Annotated in this window: 21 protein-coding genes; 16 read left to right on the top strand and 5 right to left on the bottom strand. The window is 31.7% G+C overall.

Annotated elements, in window-relative coordinates; genetic code table 11:
* Positions 1 to 55: 55 nt before the first annotated feature.
* On the top strand, positions 56 to 1,390 hold the full coding sequence (gene glnA, locus BFG57_RS02475; RefSeq protein WP_069715884.1) for a type I glutamate--ammonia ligase: 1,335 nt from the start codon (positions 56 to 58) through the stop codon (positions 1,388 to 1,390).
* 461 nt (positions 1,391 to 1,851) lie between these two features.
* On the opposite strand, the gene BFG57_RS19215 is transcribed toward glnA, so the two are convergent.
* Positions 1,852 to 2,115, bottom strand: coding sequence for a site-specific integrase (locus BFG57_RS19215; protein WP_245676691.1), 264 nt, complete (start codon positions 2,113 to 2,115; stop codon positions 1,852 to 1,854).
* A gap of 233 nt (positions 2,116 to 2,348) precedes the next feature.
* Between BFG57_RS19215 and BFG57_RS18775 the strand changes: the two genes are divergently transcribed.
* Both BFG57_RS18775 and BFG57_RS19210 read left to right on the top strand, forming a co-directional pair.
* Positions 2,349 to 3,125: a DUF4942 domain-containing protein gene (locus BFG57_RS18775; RefSeq protein ID WP_245676690.1), complete on the top strand. Its 777-nt coding sequence runs from the start codon at positions 2,349 to 2,351 to the stop codon at positions 3,123 to 3,125.
* Between the two features lie 24 nt (positions 3,126 to 3,149).
* On the top strand, positions 3,150 to 4,394 hold the full coding sequence (locus BFG57_RS19210) for a cohesin domain-containing protein (RefSeq protein WP_245676689.1): 1,245 nt from the start codon (positions 3,150 to 3,152) through the stop codon (positions 4,392 to 4,394).
* A 333-nt stretch (positions 4,395 to 4,727) separates the two neighbouring features.
* Here BFG57_RS19210 and BFG57_RS02455 read toward each other — a convergent pair whose 3' ends face one another.
* Positions 4,728 to 4,967 (bottom strand): hypothetical protein, encoded by a 240-nt coding sequence (locus BFG57_RS02455; protein ID WP_069715882.1) that lies wholly within the window; start codon positions 4,965 to 4,967, stop codon positions 4,728 to 4,730.
* 408 nt (positions 4,968 to 5,375) lie between these two features.
* On the opposite strand from BFG57_RS02455, the gene BFG57_RS02450 reads away from it, so the two are divergent.
* From BFG57_RS02450 to BFG57_RS19375, 4 genes are all read left to right on the top strand, one after another.
* Positions 5,376 to 5,966, top strand: a complete 591-nt coding sequence (locus BFG57_RS02450) for a hypothetical protein (RefSeq protein WP_069715881.1) — start codon at positions 5,376 to 5,378, stop codon at positions 5,964 to 5,966.
* A 41-nt stretch (positions 5,967 to 6,007) separates the two neighbouring features.
* Positions 6,008 to 6,232, top strand: coding sequence for a hypothetical protein (locus BFG57_RS02445; RefSeq protein ID WP_069715880.1), 225 nt, complete (start codon positions 6,008 to 6,010; stop codon positions 6,230 to 6,232).
* A 68-nt stretch (positions 6,233 to 6,300) separates the two neighbouring features.
* Positions 6,301 to 6,759: a hypothetical protein gene (locus BFG57_RS02440; RefSeq protein ID WP_069715879.1), complete on the top strand. Its 459-nt coding sequence runs from the start codon at positions 6,301 to 6,303 to the stop codon at positions 6,757 to 6,759.
* A gap of 266 nt (positions 6,760 to 7,025) precedes the next feature.
* The gene (locus tag BFG57_RS19375) at positions 7,026 to 7,160 is read left to right on the top strand and encodes a hypothetical protein (RefSeq protein WP_281186595.1); all 135 of its coding nucleotides are present in this window, start codon (positions 7,026 to 7,028) and stop codon (positions 7,158 to 7,160) included.
* Between the two features lie 194 nt (positions 7,161 to 7,354).
* On the opposite strand, the gene BFG57_RS02435 is transcribed toward BFG57_RS19375, so the two are convergent.
* Entirely contained in the window at positions 7,355 to 7,612 is a 258-nt protein-coding gene (locus BFG57_RS02435; RefSeq protein ID WP_069715878.1) for a hypothetical protein, read from the bottom strand.
* Positions 7,613 to 7,835: 223 nt separating this feature from the next.
* On the opposite strand from BFG57_RS02435, the gene BFG57_RS02430 reads away from it, so the two are divergent.
* The 6 genes from BFG57_RS02430 to BFG57_RS02400 all read left to right on the top strand — a co-directional run bounded on the left by BFG57_RS02430 (position 7,836) and on the right by BFG57_RS02400 (position 13,287).
* On the top strand, positions 7,836 to 8,600 hold the full coding sequence (locus BFG57_RS02430; RefSeq protein ID WP_069715877.1) for a hypothetical protein: 765 nt from the start codon (positions 7,836 to 7,838) through the stop codon (positions 8,598 to 8,600).
* A 163-nt stretch (positions 8,601 to 8,763) separates the two neighbouring features.
* Positions 8,764 to 10,164 (top strand): S-layer homology domain-containing protein, encoded by a 1,401-nt coding sequence (locus BFG57_RS02425; protein ID WP_069715876.1) that lies wholly within the window; start codon positions 8,764 to 8,766, stop codon positions 10,162 to 10,164.
* 68 nt (positions 10,165 to 10,232) lie between these two features.
* Positions 10,233 to 10,769 (top strand): hypothetical protein, encoded by a 537-nt coding sequence (locus BFG57_RS02420; protein WP_069715875.1) that lies wholly within the window; start codon positions 10,233 to 10,235, stop codon positions 10,767 to 10,769.
* Positions 10,741 to 10,980: a hypothetical protein gene (locus BFG57_RS02415; RefSeq protein ID WP_069715874.1), complete on the top strand. Its 240-nt coding sequence runs from the start codon at positions 10,741 to 10,743 to the stop codon at positions 10,978 to 10,980. Before BFG57_RS02420 ends, BFG57_RS02415 begins: the two co-directional genes overlap by 29 nt.
* An 842-nt stretch (positions 10,981 to 11,822) precedes the next feature.
* Positions 11,823 to 12,098, top strand: coding sequence for a hypothetical protein (locus BFG57_RS02405; RefSeq protein ID WP_069715872.1), 276 nt, complete (start codon positions 11,823 to 11,825; stop codon positions 12,096 to 12,098).
* A 202-nt stretch (positions 12,099 to 12,300) separates the two neighbouring features.
* Positions 12,301 to 13,287 carry a DUF3885 domain-containing protein gene (locus BFG57_RS02400; RefSeq protein WP_175428254.1) on the top strand — a complete coding sequence of 329 codons (987 nt, stop codon included), beginning with the start codon at positions 12,301 to 12,303 and terminating at the stop codon, positions 13,285 to 13,287.
* A 130-nt stretch (positions 13,288 to 13,417) separates the two neighbouring features.
* Here BFG57_RS02400 and BFG57_RS02395 read toward each other — a convergent pair whose 3' ends face one another.
* Positions 13,418 to 14,680 carry an S-layer homology domain-containing protein gene (locus BFG57_RS02395; protein ID WP_069715870.1) on the bottom strand — a complete coding sequence of 421 codons (1,263 nt, stop codon included), beginning with the start codon at positions 14,678 to 14,680 and terminating at the stop codon, positions 13,418 to 13,420.
* A gap of 925 nt (positions 14,681 to 15,605) precedes the next feature.
* Here BFG57_RS02395 and BFG57_RS19555 point away from each other — a divergent pair.
* From BFG57_RS19555 to BFG57_RS02380, 3 genes are all read left to right on the top strand, one after another.
* Positions 15,606 to 15,773 carry an excalibur calcium-binding domain-containing protein gene (locus tag BFG57_RS19555; protein ID WP_083249024.1) on the top strand — a complete coding sequence of 56 codons (168 nt, stop codon included), beginning with the start codon at positions 15,606 to 15,608 and terminating at the stop codon, positions 15,771 to 15,773.
* Between the two features lie 47 nt (positions 15,774 to 15,820).
* A complete protein-coding gene (locus tag BFG57_RS02385) occupies positions 15,821 to 16,111 on the top strand; it encodes a hypothetical protein (RefSeq protein WP_069715868.1) in 291 nt (96 codons plus the stop codon).
* Positions 16,112 to 16,375: 264 nt separating this feature from the next.
* Positions 16,376 to 16,783, top strand: coding sequence for an RDD family protein (locus BFG57_RS02380; protein WP_175428253.1), 408 nt, complete (start codon positions 16,376 to 16,378; stop codon positions 16,781 to 16,783).
* Positions 16,784 to 17,028: 245 nt separating this feature from the next.
* On the opposite strand, the gene BFG57_RS02375 is transcribed toward BFG57_RS02380, so the two are convergent.
* Entirely contained in the window at positions 17,029 to 18,084 is a 1,056-nt protein-coding gene (locus BFG57_RS02375) for a right-handed parallel beta-helix repeat-containing protein (RefSeq protein ID WP_069715866.1), read from the bottom strand.
* Positions 18,085 to 18,559 lie beyond the last annotated feature (475 nt).

The raw sequence follows: 18,559 nt of genomic DNA, 5'->3' as shown, positions 1-18,559 counted from the left end.
GTTATTTTATAAATATATATAATAATGCACACTTACTTAGGGGAGGAAGAAAAAGATGGCTAAATATACAAAGGAAGATATTTTAAGACTTGCTGATGAGGAAAATGTTCGTTTTATTCGCCTACAATTTACAGACATGTTAGGAACGATTAAAAATGTAGAAATTCCTAAAGGTCAACTAGAAAAGGCGTTAGCAAACGAAATGATGTTTGATGGTTCTTCAATTGAAGGTTTCGTTCGTATTGAAGAGTCAGATATGAAGTTACACCCTGATCTTGATACATGGGTAGTATTCCCTTGGACAGCTGAAAAAGGTAAGGTTGCACGTTTAATTTGTGATGTGTACACACCTGAAGGTAAACCATTCGCAGGTGATCCACGTGGTATTTTGAAGAAGGTATTAAAAGAAGCTGAAGAAATGGGCTTCACAAGCTTTAACATTGGACCTGAGCCAGAATTCTTCTTATTCAAAAATGATGAGAAGGGCGAGCCTACACTTGAATTAAATGATAAAGGTGGTTACTTTGACTTAGCGCCTACTGACCTAGGTGAAAACTGCCGACGTGATATTGTGTTAGAGCTTGAAGACATGGGATTTGAAATTGAAGCTTCTCACCATGAGGTTGCTCCAGGTCAACATGAAATTGACTTTAAATATGCAAATGCAATTAAAGCATGTGACGATATCCAAACGTTCAAACTTGTCGTTAAAACAATTGCACGTAAGCACGGTTTACACGCAACATTTATGCCAAAACCATTATTCGGAGTGAACGGATCTGGTATGCACTGTAACATGTCATTATTCAAAGGAAGCGAAAATGCATTCTATGATGAGGGTGGCGAACTTCAATTAACAGAAACAGCTTACCAATTCATCGCTGGTATTCTTGAGCATGCTCAAGCATTTACAGCAATCACAAATCCAACGGTTAACTCATACAAACGTTTAGTACCAGGATATGAGGCACCATCTTATGTAGCATGGTCAGCGAAAAACCGTAGCCCATTAATCCGTATTCCAGCATCTCGTGGAATGAGCACACGTGTTGAAGTACGTAGTGTTGATCCATCTGCAAACCCATACCTTGCAATGGCAGTTATGCTTGCAGCAGGTCTTGATGGAATCAAAAAAGGCTTAAAAGCACCTGCTCCAATCAACCGTAACATCTATGTAATGAGTGAAGCAGAGCTTGAAGAAACTGGTATCAAACAATTACCATCAACTTTATCTGAAGCATTGAAGAAGTTCAAATCAGATGAGATCCTATACAATGCACTTGGTGAACACATCTCTGAACACTTCATTGAAGCGAAAGAAATCGAATGGGATATGTTCCGCACACAAGTACATCCATGGGAGAGAGAGCAATATTTATCTCAATATTAATAGATAAACGTTGATATAACAACGTTTTGCAGGTGGTCAAAAATGAACTAGATTATCTAGTTTCGTTTTTGCCCACTTTTTGCCCCTTAATTGCCCCCTAAAATGAGCAAAAAAAAATTATCTTAATAAATTTTTCATGTAATCATCGTAGTTGTCCACCGATTCTTTTTCTAGCATTTGTGATATGTGTGCATACACATCTGAAGTAATCGTAATTGATTTATGACCTAAATCGTTCCTGGATGAATTTCATACTCGCATCAGATTCAAGTAATAAAACTGCATGAGTGTGTCTTAATCCATGAATAGGAATTTTGGAAATCCTGAATTTTTCAATATTCTATTTAGCGCATTAAATAGGGTGGATTTAGGTAAGAAATCTCCATTTTCACGGCAAAATACTAATTCGTAATCGTGTTTATAAACTTCATTAAAAACAACTTTATTCTGGTTAACAATCTTCAAATGGTTTTTAATTCTTTTAGTAATGAATCCCCAATTTTAATTTTTCTTTTTGAATCGTAAGTCTTTGTCAGTCCAAATAATTCTTCACCATCTTTTGCTTGAAAGTCTAAAGTCTTTTCAATTGAAATGATCCCTTTTTTAAAATCAACGTTCTTCCATTGGAGTGCAGCTACTTCACCTTTTCTCATTCCTGTTTCTATAAGAACTTTGAAATATATATAATAATTATAATTATCCTGTCTAGCTACTCTTAAGAAAATAGGTATTTCACTTGAATCAATATACTGGAATTTTTTTTGTCTTGTCTAGCTTTATTAGGGATTATTGCGTTCTCACAAGGGTTATTTTCAATTTTCTTGAGTGGATTGACTGCAGTTGCCATAGTGTTAAACATAGTAGAGTGAATAATTTCTATAGTACGTTTACTATAGTCTTGTTTGGATAAAAAGCAGGGTTAAAACTTATAAATGAATATAACAGCCTCAAACCGTTGATGCTAAGAAGCTTTAATAATGACAACAGACCTATAATAAAGCTAGGTTTAGAATATGAGGATGAAGAGGGTAGTAGCTTAGAAAATGACTACATTAAACAAATTAGATCTAAGTACTGGCGCACTCTATTTAGCGATGATCAATTTATGGGACTATTTACAAGTAATTTAAAACGAAAGTATTTACAACATGTTGAAGAATTAAAGGACTATGATTTTTCTTTTTATAATATCTACACACTAAGAATCCAGCTAAATAAGGAAATGATCCAAGGGGTGGAAGATACGATATTAAATCTGTTTGAAGAATTTAGCCACAAACATTATTACTACGAAACATCAAAGAATATCTATTTATACAATGGATGGAAAACGAATAAAGCCCATAAAATCAACAAGAAGGTTATCATTCCTTTAAGTGGCTATAATGATTTTTGGGGAAAGTATAGTCCAACAGACTATAAAGTGCTAGATAAGCTAAAAGATATTGAAAAAGTGTTCAATTACTTAGACGATGGCAAATCCGAAGAAATTGTCATTAATCAAACTTTAAAAATGGCTGAACACTATCAGGAAACTAGAAAAATAGAATTGAAGTATTTTTATGTGACATTTTATAAAAAGGGAACATGCCATATAGAATTCAAGAATTCCGATCTATTGCACAAATTTAATTTGTTTGGATCACAAAGAAAAGGATGGCTGCCTCCTTCATACGGGAAAACAACCTACAAAGATATGACAGCAGAAGAAAAACAGGTCATTGATCAGTTTTAGGGAAAAGAATCATACAGTAAGGTAATGAATAATAAATCATATTACATTACTGACAACAATGAATTATTAAAATTAGCTTGTACATACGATGAAGATGTAAATATTAATAAGCTACAAATTATGGTGAACGGATCTGCTGCTTCTCTCCCAGAAAAAGTAACTATCGAATACTTTGAAAATCAAACATACAAAGTTCACTCAGTTCAGTCAATTGTATTAGCTAAAGACAAGTTTCTAACTTTGAATATTGATGGTTTATCTTCGAATAAATTTCGAATAAAATTTGAATCTCAATATGATCACCCAAATTATCCTTTAAGAATAAATAACTTAAGATTGTCAACTGATTTTAGTATGCATAATTTTAAAACTCGTATATTAACAGGTGGATTTGAATATGATGACACGGAAAACGAATGGAGTAAATACCTTATCAACAGTGATTTAAACGGAACTATTACACCAGGGAATCATGAATATTGGAATATAAATGGTGTAGGAAGCTGGACTTCAACATCACCAACAGTAGCACCAAGTCAAAAAGTGATTCAAGGTGGAAACAATACAGTAACTGACTGGACATACCAAGAGACAACAAATACGGCAGGTTTCCGTCCTGTTTTATTTATTGATAATGACCATGACAATACAGAAGGTAGCGGTGAAGTGGTATTAGACATCGTACCTGAAAAAGAAACAATTAATCTTAATGAAACAGTAACTGCAGATTTAGTCATTGAAAATATCAGTGAAATTGCTGCTGAAGACATTAAGCTAGCTTATGATAATGAAAAGCTAGAATTTGTTGGCTTTGAAGAAGTAGATGGAATGAAATTAGTAAAATCAATTGAAGAAACAGAGAATGAAAAGTTACGAGTTATCATTGCAAGTAAAGGTGAAGCAAACATTGTAAATGAACGAGAAGTATTGTTGAAACTGAAATTCAAGGGTATTCAGACAGGCGAAGCTCTTGTTGACCGTATGATGTGCCGAGTTACAGATGGTATTGCAATGGAAAGAAATTTAGCTGATGAAGAGTGTGATAAAGGAACAATAACAATAGAAAGGTTAATGGACGTTAACCACTCTGGAGAATTTACTTTACTTGATTTAGGTATTGGTGCAAGGAATTTATTTAAAGACCCATCAGAGCCAGCGCTTGCAATCTATAACACTGATATAGTTGCAGATGGGGAGATTAATGAAGATGACCTATTAGAAATAGGGAAATTCATGTTAGAGAATCCAAATTACGAAACGAATAATTAAATTGATTAGCCCTGATGTGTTCAGGGCTTTTATTAGTTTTTACTTGGCATTCATAGTGTATTATCAGCATTATTTTTAAAATATCGCTTCTCAATAAATTTAGTAAATATAAATAGTATCCAACCTATTATGACCATTTGACCAGTTAAGATATAAAATTGAGGAAAAAAGATGGCTAAAATAAAGCCTATGATTCCTATTATAAAGAAGCAGGTATATAGTAAATCAAAAATATGTTTACTCTTAGTTGAGCCATCTTTACATTTATTATTTAACAAAATCCTTACGTCCTCCTATACAATCATTTTTCAATCTCATGACCGAATGCTTCACTTAATGCCCATTCAAAAACATAGCAATCTTCTTATTAGAAAATCCGTTTTGTACATACATTTCATATGTTCTTCTAAGTGCCACAACAGAGTTATCATAAATAGCTTCAGTATCAAAATTGCCGAAGGTTTGATAGGCTATTTCATCATATTCATTTTGAGTAGTTAGTAATACACCTTGTGATTCTAATTCTTCAATTGTTTGTCCGTCTTTTTTAACTATAATTTCGTAACTCTTCATTCTCCCTCCTAATTTTTTGTCAATTAATACATTATTTCGTCAAAACGTGAGATGATCCTTTGTAATTATGATGACAAATTGGAGAAATATGAAAGACCACTAAGCGTAGTAACATGGCTCAATGGTCTTAGATTTGGTGATGTCTAATAGTGTGAATGTCTTTAAGACATTGTCTTACTGTCTTTAAGTATTACATTGAACCAAATTGAAGTAAGTAGCCATCGTAGCTGCATATGTTGCTTCGTTCATATCATCACCTGTTGCTGTTCTACCAAACTTATCACACAAGTCTATGTAGTCCTGATATAATAATCATAGCGGTTTTTTAAGGTATGAACAGATTACTTATTAAGTGTAATCAATGAAGGAAACGGTAGTTAAGTGGTAGTATGAAAGGATTTGAATGTATTGTTTAAAATAAAAGCTTATTTTCAATTAGTTGACTTAGAAGAAAGGATTAAATGTTTTAAAAATAAAAACCGTGAAAAATTATTCGTGGATATAGATGACGCTGAAAACATGATGAAAATTATAAATACGACGGACAGTAGAGGTAGAAGTAAATTCAATTTTGACTATGTATTAGTGAGATTTTTAATAAAATATAACCGAAGAGATATTGTGAATTTTTATTCACCAGGTGATGATACTGATTTATGGTATCAGTATCTATGCCTTATTGAAGATTTCTTTAAGCATAATCATGCTGAAAGTTCATACGGTCTTGAATATTATGATATGGGGATTGAAAATCTCGATGATGATCAGCTTCATTTTTATATTAAGTTAGAGCATGAATATGATAATGAAATATCTGCAATTCTCCCTAAAAAAGATTTTCTCCAAGAATTAATTAAGGCTTTAAAATATTTTTTGAGGAAGATGGAGGAATATGGGGTTTTTGAACGACAAATACAGTTAGGAAAAATGAATTTAACTGATCAAACTGATTTATATAATCGTATTGAGCAATGTGAAATGTATACAGAAAAACTCTAACTATCAAAAATTCGAATAGAAAAATTAGAAGTTCACAATTAATGGAGAAAAATATAGAGAATTTCTTTAAACCTCGTTACTTTTTATTAACAAAAGTTGATCAACAATTTTACTTAAAGTGGGAAACAGTAGAAGGTATCATATTTGATGAAGCAAGAAAAAATCCTGAACATATTACATACTTAATGGCACAAGACATTGGGATATTTATGGGAGGGATTACGAAATATCAGTTATTTCAGAAGAAGAATATAGAAACTCTATAAGTGAAAAATTTAAATAGATGTCATGAAACAGTAATTAACCTTCCTTTAAAAAGAGGAGAATCATGAAAATGAGAAAGTTAATTTTACTTGCTTTCTTAATCTCACTAACTACTATTATTGTAGTTTTTGCTATCAATTTTATAAATCAAGAAAGAAATACGACCATCACTTTATCAAGTGAACTAACCTATAATGGCGTTTCAAATGGATATGACGAATATCTTTACACCCTTACAAACTCAAATCTAGAAGTAGCAACAGTAGAATTTCTTTCAAATAATGAACTTACTATAAGCATTAGAGGAGAAGCTGTCCCCACAGTTAAAACTGGTAAGAGGACATTTGAATACGATAAAAAAAAGAAAACTTTCAAATTAGAAACTGGAGAAAAGGTTACTTATAAGATCAAAGTCAATAGGGATTTGCTATTGCCAGGTGATTATGAACTTCGAGTATCACTTGCAGCCAAAGATATTGAGACTCCTCTACAAAAAAATAAATCAAATGAGTTTTCTATCGAGAATTAATTTGTGGTATGAGATGTATAGTTCACTGAATTCTAAACTAGGGGGCATTACTCAATGGATGCCGTTTTAGAACACAATTGGTATATTGAAATGCATGATATATCATGATAATATAAATTTTCTGTTTGAAGGACAGAGAGACTGATGAAGAGAAGCGATTCTTTTCATCAGTTTTTTTTTTTTTGTTAATTAATTCTAACTATTGAAAATAATCTGAATTAAATGTATGATATTTGTATATTTTACATAAATAAGGAGGTAATTTCGTGTCTAAAGTAAAGAAAATCTTAATGTGTTTAACGATGGCTACAGTATTTACAATTGGTGGATTTGCTTTTGGAACAGTTGATGAAGCAGAAGCAGCATGTGCAAGTAGGCTCCCTGTTTGGTGTGACGATTAATTATAAAAATTGAGCTACGAGTTGATAGTATGATAATATAAATATTTTGTTTGAAGGAGACTGATGAGAAGAAGTAATTCTTTTCATCAGTCTATTTTTAGTGATAAAAGTATTATTTTATTGATAATTTTGATGACTATGTAAATATTAAAAAGATGATCTCCATAGATTAGTACAGAGATCATCTTATACTTCTAATTACTCCAAATCCAACCAGAATATTCTGCAGTGAAACGATCTCCTCCAATTAGTGTTTCTGATTCACCAGTCCATTCTAACCAACCACATCTTTCTCCCTCGCAATACCATTCTTTCTCAGGTGCTTTCATTTGAGACCAGTGATAAGTGAACCATTTTGATTCTATGTATTTACCATCTGCAAGTGCAGAACTAGGTGTCATGTTAGCAATTGCTATAACTAATGCAAGCATTAAAGTCCATTTCTTTAACATAAATAATTCACCTCCTATTAATATAGTAAATAATAACATAATATTATAAAAAAATTACAATATTTTAAATATTTGAAAGTTATAATGAATTCTCGTTTCTGAAGATGAACTTTTAAAAATGTTAATACATACTTTTGATCCAAGTGATTTTTATTACTACTATAGTTTTAATCACTGGGCAGATACATATTATGATTTTGCTAATTAAAAGAATTATCCAGTTATGGGATTAACAGATACAGAGAAACGTAATACTCCTATCAAAAGGGGACAAATAGCAGAAATCGTTTCAAGTACACAAGGAGTCAACTACAACGGTAGGGATGTTATTCATTACCTTTTAGCAGAAGGATTGGCGAAGGAGAAAGATGTAAATAACATCACTATTGATAATTTCGCAGGAGAAGATACTTTAACACGAACAGAAGCTGTGCAATTTATTTACAATGTGCTTGAAAATGGGAAACAAGATAGTGGTGGTAAGCCAATAATGAAAGAAAGACCAGTTCAATCATCTGATCTAAAAGAATTAAAGCCACTACCAGACGAGGGAAAAGATATAGAAGAAGTGAATGAGTCAACACCACCTACAACTGAAATTGGTAGTGTATCAGCAAAAGAATTGTTTGATAAAACTGAAGCTTATGCGAAAGAATTGGGGTATGTTAAAACTGACTTTTTAAATACTACAGGAAGATTTTCTGAAGGAGAAGGAATTACGGCTGGTGTAGATTTCGTTCAGAGTACAGGAGATTTTAATAATTTGATTTCATTTGGTGTTAGAGATTGGAACAATTCCAAGGATGTACTGTTATTTAAAAGAACCCTTGAAAATTATGGTATTGAATCATCTGAAGTTGTGGATGCAATCGACATGTTAGAAGTAGAATCTGGTATAAAGATGGAAGCGCAAGGGAAAGTCTTCTCTTTTAGTAAATGTCGAATAGATGGTTGTCTTAATGTCTTTTTTACTATTTGGGATGAATAATGGGAGTTAAAGAAGAATTTTAAAATGCACTATTTTAAATGAGGTCATTAAAATCATGGTTTTATTAAGAAGAGTTTATTAATTAGACAGTATGTAATGAAATGATGAAACTGGACACACTAACAAAAGGTGTGTCTTTTCAATTTGAGTAAAACTAAATTTTATGAGAGAATTGCCACTAGGTAAAAAACACCATGGAGGGCAATTTTATGAAAAAAGTTTAATAATCGGAGCTACATTATTAACTCTAAGCCTTGGACAAACTGTTCAAGCAGCGGATATTTCAGAATCTACACCATTAGTAGCGGCTGCAACGAAAAAAGCAAATATTCAATTGAGTGATAGTAATGGACACTGGGCGCAAAGTGACATTGAGTTTATGGTTGAACAAGGTGTAATCGGAGGGTTTCCAGATGGTACGTTCAGACCAAACGATACAATCACTAGAGCTCAATTTAGTAAAATTCTTGCAAGATTAATGGAAGTAGATAGCAACACGAAGTCATTTAGTGATGTAAAAGGACACTGGGCTGAAGGTAAAATTAACGGTTTAGTTAAAGAGGGTGTCATTGAAACTAGTGAATATCCAAATGGTTTTGAGCCAAATAAGGATATTACACGTCTTGAGATCAGTAAAATGGTTGCCAGAGGGCTTGCTGAAGAAAGTTTACTTTGGAAAGCTGTTCTAGAAGGTTTCGGAACACTTGAAGCTATTAAACTACCATTTAGTGATCAAGATGAAATGAGTATAGCAGATATGCCTTACATCGCATTAGCAAATAGTTCAGGCATCGTAGGTGGCTATCAAGATGGGACATTCAAGATAAACCGTTCAGCAACTAGAGCAGAAGCAACAGTAATGTTGAAGCGTTACTTAGATGCGAAGAACAAAAAGCCTGTTTTAAGTGAGTTATTGGAGAAATTTAAAGGTGAACCAAATCTTCATCAGTTCTCTAAAGCAGAGTTAGAGAATTACATTGATAAGGAAGCGGATTTAGAGCGTTTGCGAAAACATCCGATTGTAAGTGATTATGATGCCAATTTAGCAGAATCTTATGCATTTTTGTTGAGCCAGTCGAGTTTTGAATACTTAAATGAAAATTACTTTAAAAGTGTTACCGGTTTTATAGAGATATATGAAAATCGTGATTATCGAACAATTGGACAGGAGTACATCAATGAGCTTCGTTATTATTTCAAAACTAGATTTACTTATAAAGGTAAACAATACGATTATGATGAGTTGGTAGATTTATTTGATTTATTTGTTAAAGAAACAAAAAATGAAAAGAGGATTTCAGAAAGCCAATTTGTATCAGATCCTTCATTACTTCATCAAAGCAAAACAGGAGTAAGGAATTACTATAAAGTTAGAGGGACACAATACATTCGTTACACATCAGGAAGTAATTTGCCAAAAGGTGTGGAATTAAACAAATGGTATAAAAGAGATATTGATGTTGTATTGGTAAATGGTTCGTTTGATGATAATATCACTTGGGAATTTGCTACAAATGGATTTAAAGAGATTAAACAAATTACCTCCTATGAAGAAGTAAAGTGAGATAAGGCTATTAAGCTTGCTTTATCTATCAAGAATAATCTCTACTCAAATACACGGAGGGTAATTATATGAAAAAAAGTTTAATTATTGGAGCCATAGTGTTAGCTGTAAGTATAGGACAAACTGTCTTGGGTACAGGCGTAAATGTGGTTGTTGCGGAAACTCAAAAGGAAGTGAAATCAATTCATGATTACACAAAAGAAGAGATGGAAGAGTGGATTGACAGAGAAGCCGATTTAAAACGTTTAAATGCTTATCCAATTGAACATGATTTATTTGAAACTTTAGCTGAATCTAATCACCAAGTTCTTTATCCAACAAAGATGAGTGACAATAGAGAAATAGTTACAGAATACCGCCTTAATCCTGTGTTGGGATTTATGGAAACATATTTCAATAGAGATTACAGAACGATTGGAAATGATTTTATAAATCAAATCCAATACTACTACAAGATAAATTTCATTTATGAAGGTGACTATTATTACGCTGAAGATTTACCAAAAATGTTTGAAAGGTTTGTAAAAGGAACGAAAGATGAAAAACGAATTAAGTATATTTGTATCGAACGTATCGATGGTTCATCGCAAACAAATAGGACGTGATGTTGGTGATAGAGTTAGAGGTACACAATATATTCGATATTTATCTGGAACAAACGTACCTGATGGCATTAGTCTTGGAAAATGGTATAAACGTGATATAGATGTGCAAATCGTAAACGCTGGCTGGAATCCAAGAATTGTAACTTGGGATGTTTCAGCTTATGTGTTTGATGAAATATATCCAATTACTACATATGAGGCAGTGAAATAAGGGAAGCGAGCTAAGCTCGCTTTTTTGAGCAAGGTGTACACCTTTTGATCTTGAAGATAAACTTGAACCTTAAAATTGAGATATCGAAGTAAAGGAAGGAAAATTACTTTGGAGGTAAACTTAACAAAACCTAGTATAAAGAACTTGAAAAGATAACTCTGAGCTATATTTGTGCAATAAAATATTGATTAATTTGGAGAATGTTAATAATGAATATTATAAGATTACCATTTTTTAGGGCTATAGTGTTTAGTAGTCTAATTTTAACTTTGGTGTTTACAGAACTTTGGAATTTTTATGCTTTTTTTATAATTTCAGCAATTTATAGTTTAAGTGAAAAAATTCTAAGTAAAATAAATTTTGACAAAGAGGTAGGTAATAAATTCATTGATATTTATGGTTTGTTAATAGTAATCATCACTATGATTATAGTATTGACAGAAAAACTATAATTTAAGTGAGTATCTATTGTAGAAATAATTGTGAGTTTATTGAGCAATAAAACAAGTATTTTATTAAATGAAGCTGAACAGAGAGAATGAAGCATGGCTGATGTGGATAGAAATTGGCAAATAGAAGATGAGTTGTAATATCAGTAGATAAGGTGCAATGTATTTTAAATAAGAGAGATGTTGAGCTCAAAACACATAAAGGTGGAGCAACTATTTACATAGTAATTGTCTAAATATAAGGTGGTGTAAAAAATCAGGGGAATTATAAGTATAATTTTTCTATTAGTTTTAGGAATTTTACTTGTAGCCTGTTCTGGACAGAAAGAACAATTAACAAGAGTTGATGTTAAAAAGGTTAATCAAGAAGGAAACTACGAAGATGCTATTATTATGATTACAGAACAAGAAAAGATTGATTTGCTAAGAAATTCTTTTGAAAATGTGAATTGGGAGTCCAATATAAAAGTTAAAATGGTGAGAAAAGAAGATATAGTAGTTACCTTATTCTACACTTTTGATGAAAATATGCCTGAAAGACTTTATGAATATAGAATTTGGTTTAATGAAAATGAAACTGTTACAATTATTAGTAACAATGAAAAAGAAAGATACGGTACTTTAGAAAAAGAGCATTCACAAAATCTAAAAAATGTTCTAATAAAGTAAATATATTATGTTTCGTAATAACAATGGGAAACCCTTACAGATTAGGTTTCCCATTAATTTTATAAATTTTCAACATTTTAATATAACAGAGCCTATTATTAAAATGTATGTTTTATTTGTTATAAGATTAGTGTAAAATTTTATTGTTTAAGAATACAGAACGAATGGGAGTATCCTCAATAATATGGAGATATCTATGGACATGAACTCAAAAGAAAAATACATAGAATATATGGATAATCAATTTCCAAGTATACTGAAGTTCCCTTTCAGAATTCAAAAAAACCTCCCCTGGTTGCGATTTGAGTTAGGAATACCTGGCGAATGGAGAGTAAATCAGGATAAATACATTGATACAGCTTTACAGAAAGCAATTACATTGTTTGAAACAACTCATTCGAAAGAAGATGAAATTCTGTTATTAGTTGTTGATTATGTTGCTTTCAATAAAAAGAATCAATATAAGAAGACTAAGGTATTTGAACGCTATTTAAAAGATAAAACTCTTGTTAATAGGCTTCATATGATTACAAATGTATCGAACGATCATGATTTAAGAGAAGAATGGAAATCATATTCTTATATAGTTCAATGCAAAGTTTCTCAATTAAAAATTCAAAATTTACTAAGAGCTATTTCTCATAATGATTTTGTAAAGCAGCCCTATGTATCTCAGAGTTGTTACATTATAAATACCAGTACGAACACAATCTTTCATATGTATGACGATAGAGGGTTGGACTTGTTTGCTAACGACATCGAAGAAATACGACCTGTTTATGACCAGTATAGTGAATGGATACTAGACTATGATAGAAAAGAAATTGATGAATATTTTGGAAAAGGATTAATTGATATTGAAGAAACAAATTTAGAAAAAAATTCAAGAGAACAGAGAGATGAAAAGCTGTTAGAGGATTTGGAAACCAAAAATAATATTGAACCGGAGTTTCCACATAAACCAGTACATATGTTTGAGGTAAATAAAGAATCAGTTAGTATCGTTAAAACTCATTTAACGTCAATGGGGTATGACGTATTAGTTAATAAAGTAAATGAAAAATCAAAACAATTGATTACTTGTAGGAAACCTTGTCAATTATACCAATATCAAGTATCCATTCAAACTCATCTCATGGCATTGGTTGCAAAGAAGTATGACATAACTTATATTGGTTGGGATATTTAGAATAATAAGCAGTAGATAATGTATTGAATAAAAGATAACTTTTATTATGGTTGATTTTAAGAGTAGATAGATAAAAGCAACTAGAACAAATCCCCGTATAATTTTTATACGGGGTTAATGTTTAAATTCATTAATAAGACATATTTTCTTTTAACCAAGAGTATTGAAGATAATCTACTGAACCATCCGAATTTGCTTCTTTACTTAAGTAGAAAATTCTATCATTAGAGACATTGTTAGATTGTTTTGGATAAAACCCGAAGATCAGATAGATATTATCAATTTGTTCAACATGTAATAATCCTCTGTCTTCTGGATCAGACTTATCAATAAAATCACGCGTAAGTGTTTTGTATCCAAACTTTCGTGCTAATTCATCTGTTGGATTTCCTATAAAATTTCCAAAACGCACACCAACGTCCGTTTCCCAATCTTTATATTTAACTGCTTGTTTAACATCAAATTGTATGGCTACTGGCAAACGATCTTTCTTTTTTAACTTTTCTCTCATATCCCCGTGAATATCTTCCGTCTCGTATTCATTAAACATCTTACGATAAGGGTCATTTGGATTATCTAAGTCATAAACAATCATGCTTTTAATAGTTGTTGTAAACGCCCCTGTATCAAACGTTGTTTGAATGTCATCCAGCGACTTAAACGTTCGTCCCTCTGCAAAGTTATTAAGATTATGACCATTTTGTGCAATCTCAACATATTGTTTTAATGCGTAATGATCGTTTATTTCAGTGTTCATGACATGCATAAAACGATGAAACATAACCGTAGCTTCAGCTCTTATTGCTTGTTTTTCTAAACCGAACGAATCATCAGGATAACCACTTATAATCCCCGTTCCATTAGCTAAAGCGATATATGGGATATCCTTTTTATCAATTTCGTTATAATCTGTAAATGGTAATAGTACACGTTCATTCAATACATCCAAGCTAAATGAAAACTGCTCATTTTCTTTTCCTAAAGCTAGAGCAATCATCTTCGACATCTCTTGTCTTGTAATCGGTTTGTTAGGCTCGAATTTGTTTCCAAAGTCACTTGTATCAATCACCCCAGTTTTAACAGCACCACCGATCATGTCATTTGCCCATTTTGCGGATTCCTTGTCCTGAAATGGATTGTTTGCTCCTTCCAACTCAAGTATACGTGAAAGAACTGTGACAAATTCGGCTCTTGTTATCTGTCCATTTGGATTAAAAGATCCATCTTCGTAACCACCAAACAACAACCCTTCATTAACCAATTGTTTTATATCACTTTCAGCCCAATGCCCTTCAACATCTGAAAAAGCTGCATGAGTTGGACTAATGTGAAAAGTAAACAGAAGTATAAACATAACGGTGAATAATAGAGATAAGCTTTTAATATATTTCATATAAATTCCCTGCCTTCAAATAATTACTAATAATATCCCTGTGTATCAGTATAAGACTTAGAATTTTTTTCGTAAATAATAAATAGTCCAATAGACTGAAATTTAGGTATATTGTTGTAAAATATAGTAATCATTGTTCAAGGTTGTGTAATGAGTTCGGTTAATAGAGGAGGTTATTTTTTGAATAGTAGTAGTCTTTTAGATGTTCAAGAGTTTAAGGAATTAATATATTTTATAAAAAAGAATAAGCCGTGATTTTCTACTAAAAAGGAAAAATACAAATCTTTAGTAAGTACACACAGAACTAAAAATAGAAGATTTGAGCTTGTAGAACCTTTATATAAAAATTCATATAAAACAAAAAAGCCCATTACTAAATGGAAAAATTTCTATCGTTACTTTGATGAAGTTTTTGAAAATGACAGAGATATTTAAATAGTATTTCTTATTGACTATCTAAACGAGTGAGAAAACTACATCAAAGAACATTATTCTTTTTACAAAGATAACAGAAGGGTATTGTATTCTCAAAAAGATTCTTACTATAGTTTTCCATTCGCAAACAAAAAAGGGCAAAATAAAAAACAAAGTTCATCATATAAATTAAGCAGTAAAAAAGATGTGGGGAATGACAATTCAGCATTAGATATTGCTGAAATGATAGTTGACTATAGTTCTCCAAGAAGTGCTGTTAAAAGAATAATAAAAAATTTTAGAAACAAGTAAATTAAGGTAATTTCATTCACACTATATAGGTTATGAGCCGACACCTTAACCCTTTTCTCCAAGCTACAACCAATTCAAGAAATTCTATATGATGAGGATATGGATTGACAGTGGCCATGGTTTTATCTAACTAATAAATACAAATCCATAGACCTTCTATGAAGATGGGACTCGTGTACTTTTTGTAGTTAACCGCAACATCGGTGAGGAAACCCAACAGCCATTTGGCGAAGACCGAAATTGTAGTGATTTTGAAACACGTACAGAAGCACAAGCGTTCTTTGAAGCTGCAGGTGGATTAGAAGGAAAGGATCCGCATGGTTTAGATCGTGACGGAGATAAGATAGTTTGCGATAAACTTAACTAATTGAAATAACCCACCTCTTCCTATCAGCATTTAGGTGGTTTTTTTGAATGATTAGGGGTCTAAGTTTTCTACCAAATATTGTATACACAGATGCAGATCTGTATTATAACGGAATTTGGAATACAAAATCGAATATTGCAGAAAAATATGCTGAGGCTAGAGGTGTAGGAGCATATATCCATTTTTCATATCCATTAAACAAGGGGGAAGAGGATGCATTAAAAGCTTCTGCAAGAGCAGCTTATTCATTAAATATGGATACTGGTGGGATAAGCTTATTAGTAGTAGGCATTGAAAGCGATTATGAAACTCTTGTACACACAATAACAAAAAAATAAAATTTCGGAATAAAGTAGTATATAAATATTTTAAATTTTAAACTAGATAATTAGCATGTTTTGGTAATGTTGAATTTATAATTCAAACAGACTTCCCTGTTATATAATTAACTTAGGAAGTCTGTTTAAGTTTGCCAAACCACATTGTTGAGTATAGAAAAAATTATTAGAATGAACTAATACCTGTTTTATTATTGTTGAATGATTGAGTAATTAGTAATTAGTAATTAGTAATTAGTAATACTTATTGAAGGATGTGTTATTTTGAAACAAAGACCAGCAGATTATTTTTTTAGATTTTTTGCAGCTACTATAGATACCGTCTTTATATTATCTATTATTACACTACCTTTGTGGCTGGTTTTTAGTAAGTCAGATTCATTTTATATTTTAAATTTTATTCTAACAAATCTATATTTGATAGCACTTCCTGTAATTTGGAATGGATTCTTAATTGGAAAAAGACTTACCGGTATGAGAATAGTTAAATTGAATGGTGAGAAGGTTTCAGTGAAAACTATGATTGTAAGACAGTTAGGTGGAGGTTTTATATATTTAATATCATTTGGCATCCTGTCTTTTGTAAGCTGTTTCATGGTAATTATGAGACAAGATCGTCGTGCGATCCATGATTTTTTAGCTGGAACAATTGTTATTGAAGACAAAAACTAGTTTGTTTAAAATTTTGTTAATACCCTTATAAATAAGATTTTACTTCATATTAATCTTTTTATATAAAATCATGGTTTTAATTATGTCAATTTAGAAGTTTATTAATTAGATAGTATGTAATGAAACAATTATACTGGACACACTAACGCTTTTGCGAATAGTGTGTCTTTTTAATTTGAGTAAGACTAAATTTTATTAGAACCATGCCACTAGCAAAAAAACACCCCGAAGGATGCTAAAAGTAATCAATTACATATACCTATAGGGTCACTCGTATTACATTTGTTCCCTTTGAAAGTATTTAGAGGAGGTGTGATGTTTAGATTTTTAATATCGAAAGTAAGAACCTCATCTCCATTACCGAACGCACGATTAAAGAACACATCGTTGTCGTTAGAGCTAGCATCTAAGATAATTCCGTCATCAGTATTATTGATAAGGCTATTGCCTTTAACCATGTTGCTATTTGAATTGACTCTTAATAAAATACCGTCACGACCATTACCATTAGATTTATTGCCTTTTATTATATTGCTATTTGAAGAGAATAAGTGAATGCCTCGTTCCTCATTATCATTAGTGGCATTGCTTATAATCACATTACTAGTTGAACTATCTTCTAAGTCAATACCATCACCACCATTATCATTAAAGGTGTTCCCTGTAATCATGTTGTTATCTGAATCGTCTAAATCAATACCATCACTATTAATAGTCCCACTATTGTCATGAACGACATTCCCTATAATCATGTTGCTATTTGAATCATCTAAGTCTATGCCATCATTCACATTCCCCATAACGGTATTACTTATAATCATATTATTATTTGAATCATCTAGGTCAATACCATCATCACCATTTCCAATAACGGAAATACTTTTAATCATATTGTAATTTGAATTGTCTAATAATACCCCCTCTTCATTAAAGTTTTGCACAATAAAATTTTTCACCAGAACACTAGAAGTGTTTGTAATCCTTATACCAACACCTGGATCATTTGTTCCATCTATTACAGGTTTCTCTTTCCTTATCCCAATCAACTTGATCTTTTCTTTATTAATGACGATGTTTTCCTCGTACGGCACGCCTTTGGATTTGACTAATATAATATCTCCAGGATCAGCCGCAGTGACTGCATTTTGAATTGTGGGTTCATCATCAGGCACTATGATGAATTTTTCGTTTAAGAATATAATTCCAGACAAGATAATGACACTTACAACACCTATTAAAAGCACCCCGACAAACGTAAGAAGTGTAGCCGTTCCTATAAATTTGTCTTTGGACGTTTTCAACTCTTCACCTCCTATAAATTGATGTTCATATACTACAATCCAAACAATGATCTTGGCAGTGATGTTTTTGCATTCAAACATTTGCATTCAACTTGATAATAAGAAGAGTGTAATCACTGAAAAAATGATCCAGATAATCAGGGCAATAATCGAAGGGAAAATAACCAATTTAATATAAATTTATTCAATAGATAAAATAAACAAGGTTTTGGAAAAAATAATGGCGTTTGATAGTGACAGACAACAAAGGGTATTGTTTATCACCTCATATTTTTGTTTGTACTACCGATTTCATCTTATGTTGGCTTGGTAGCAGGGAGTACCTTCTGGAATGTAAGGGGTGAACCTTTTTCTTTACAAGGAAAGAAGAAATCGTTGAGATAAATGTCCACGGTAAATGTCTGACTGAAGCGAGAACGGAAGGAATTTAAGGAGTGGATACGTACACTTGTTGTACACTCTATTGGCTTCTTCC

The organism is Bacillus solimangrovi, from assembly GCF_001742425.1.
In the GTDB taxonomy this organism is placed as follows: domain Bacteria; phylum Bacillota; class Bacilli; order Bacillales; family Bacillaceae_N; genus Bacillus_AV; species Bacillus_AV solimangrovi.
This window is presented reverse-complemented; position numbering and strand designations above follow the sequence as displayed.

Coding starts and splice junctions, on each gene's coding strand:
- BFG57_RS02455 (WP_069715882.1), bottom strand. CDS start 4,967: ATGAAGAGTTACGAAATTATAGTTAAAAAAGACGGACAAACAATTGAA.
- BFG57_RS02425 (WP_069715876.1), top strand. CDS start 8,764: ATGAGAGAATTGCCACTAGGTAAAAAACACCATGGAGGGCAATTTTAT.
- BFG57_RS02415 (WP_069715874.1), top strand. CDS start 10,741: ATGGTTCATCGCAAACAAATAGGACGTGATGTTGGTGATAGAGTTAGA.
- BFG57_RS02430 (WP_069715877.1), top strand. CDS start 7,836: ATGGGATTAACAGATACAGAGAAACGTAATACTCCTATCAAAAGGGGA.
- BFG57_RS19210 (WP_245676689.1), top strand. CDS start 3,150: ATGAATAATAAATCATATTACATTACTGACAACAATGAATTATTAAAA.
- BFG57_RS02445 (WP_069715880.1), top strand. CDS start 6,008: ATGGAGAAAAATATAGAGAATTTCTTTAAACCTCGTTACTTTTTATTA.
- BFG57_RS02420 (WP_069715875.1), top strand. CDS start 10,233: ATGAAAAAAAGTTTAATTATTGGAGCCATAGTGTTAGCTGTAAGTATA.
- BFG57_RS18775 (WP_245676690.1), top strand. CDS start 2,349: ATGCTAAGAAGCTTTAATAATGACAACAGACCTATAATAAAGCTAGGT.
- BFG57_RS02385 (WP_069715868.1), top strand. CDS start 15,821: ATGATTAGGGGTCTAAGTTTTCTACCAAATATTGTATACACAGATGCA.
- BFG57_RS02400 (WP_175428254.1), top strand. CDS start 12,301: ATGAACTCAAAAGAAAAATACATAGAATATATGGATAATCAATTTCCA.
- BFG57_RS02440 (WP_069715879.1), top strand. CDS start 6,301: ATGAGAAAGTTAATTTTACTTGCTTTCTTAATCTCACTAACTACTATT.
- BFG57_RS02405 (WP_069715872.1), top strand. CDS start 11,823: ATGATTACAGAACAAGAAAAGATTGATTTGCTAAGAAATTCTTTTGAA.
- glnA (WP_069715884.1), top strand. CDS start 56: ATGGCTAAATATACAAAGGAAGATATTTTAAGACTTGCTGATGAGGAA.
- BFG57_RS02395 (WP_069715870.1), bottom strand. CDS start 14,680: ATGAAATATATTAAAAGCTTATCTCTATTATTCACCGTTATGTTTATA.
- BFG57_RS02435 (WP_069715878.1), bottom strand. CDS start 7,612: ATGTTAAAGAAATGGACTTTAATGCTTGCATTAGTTATAGCAATTGCT.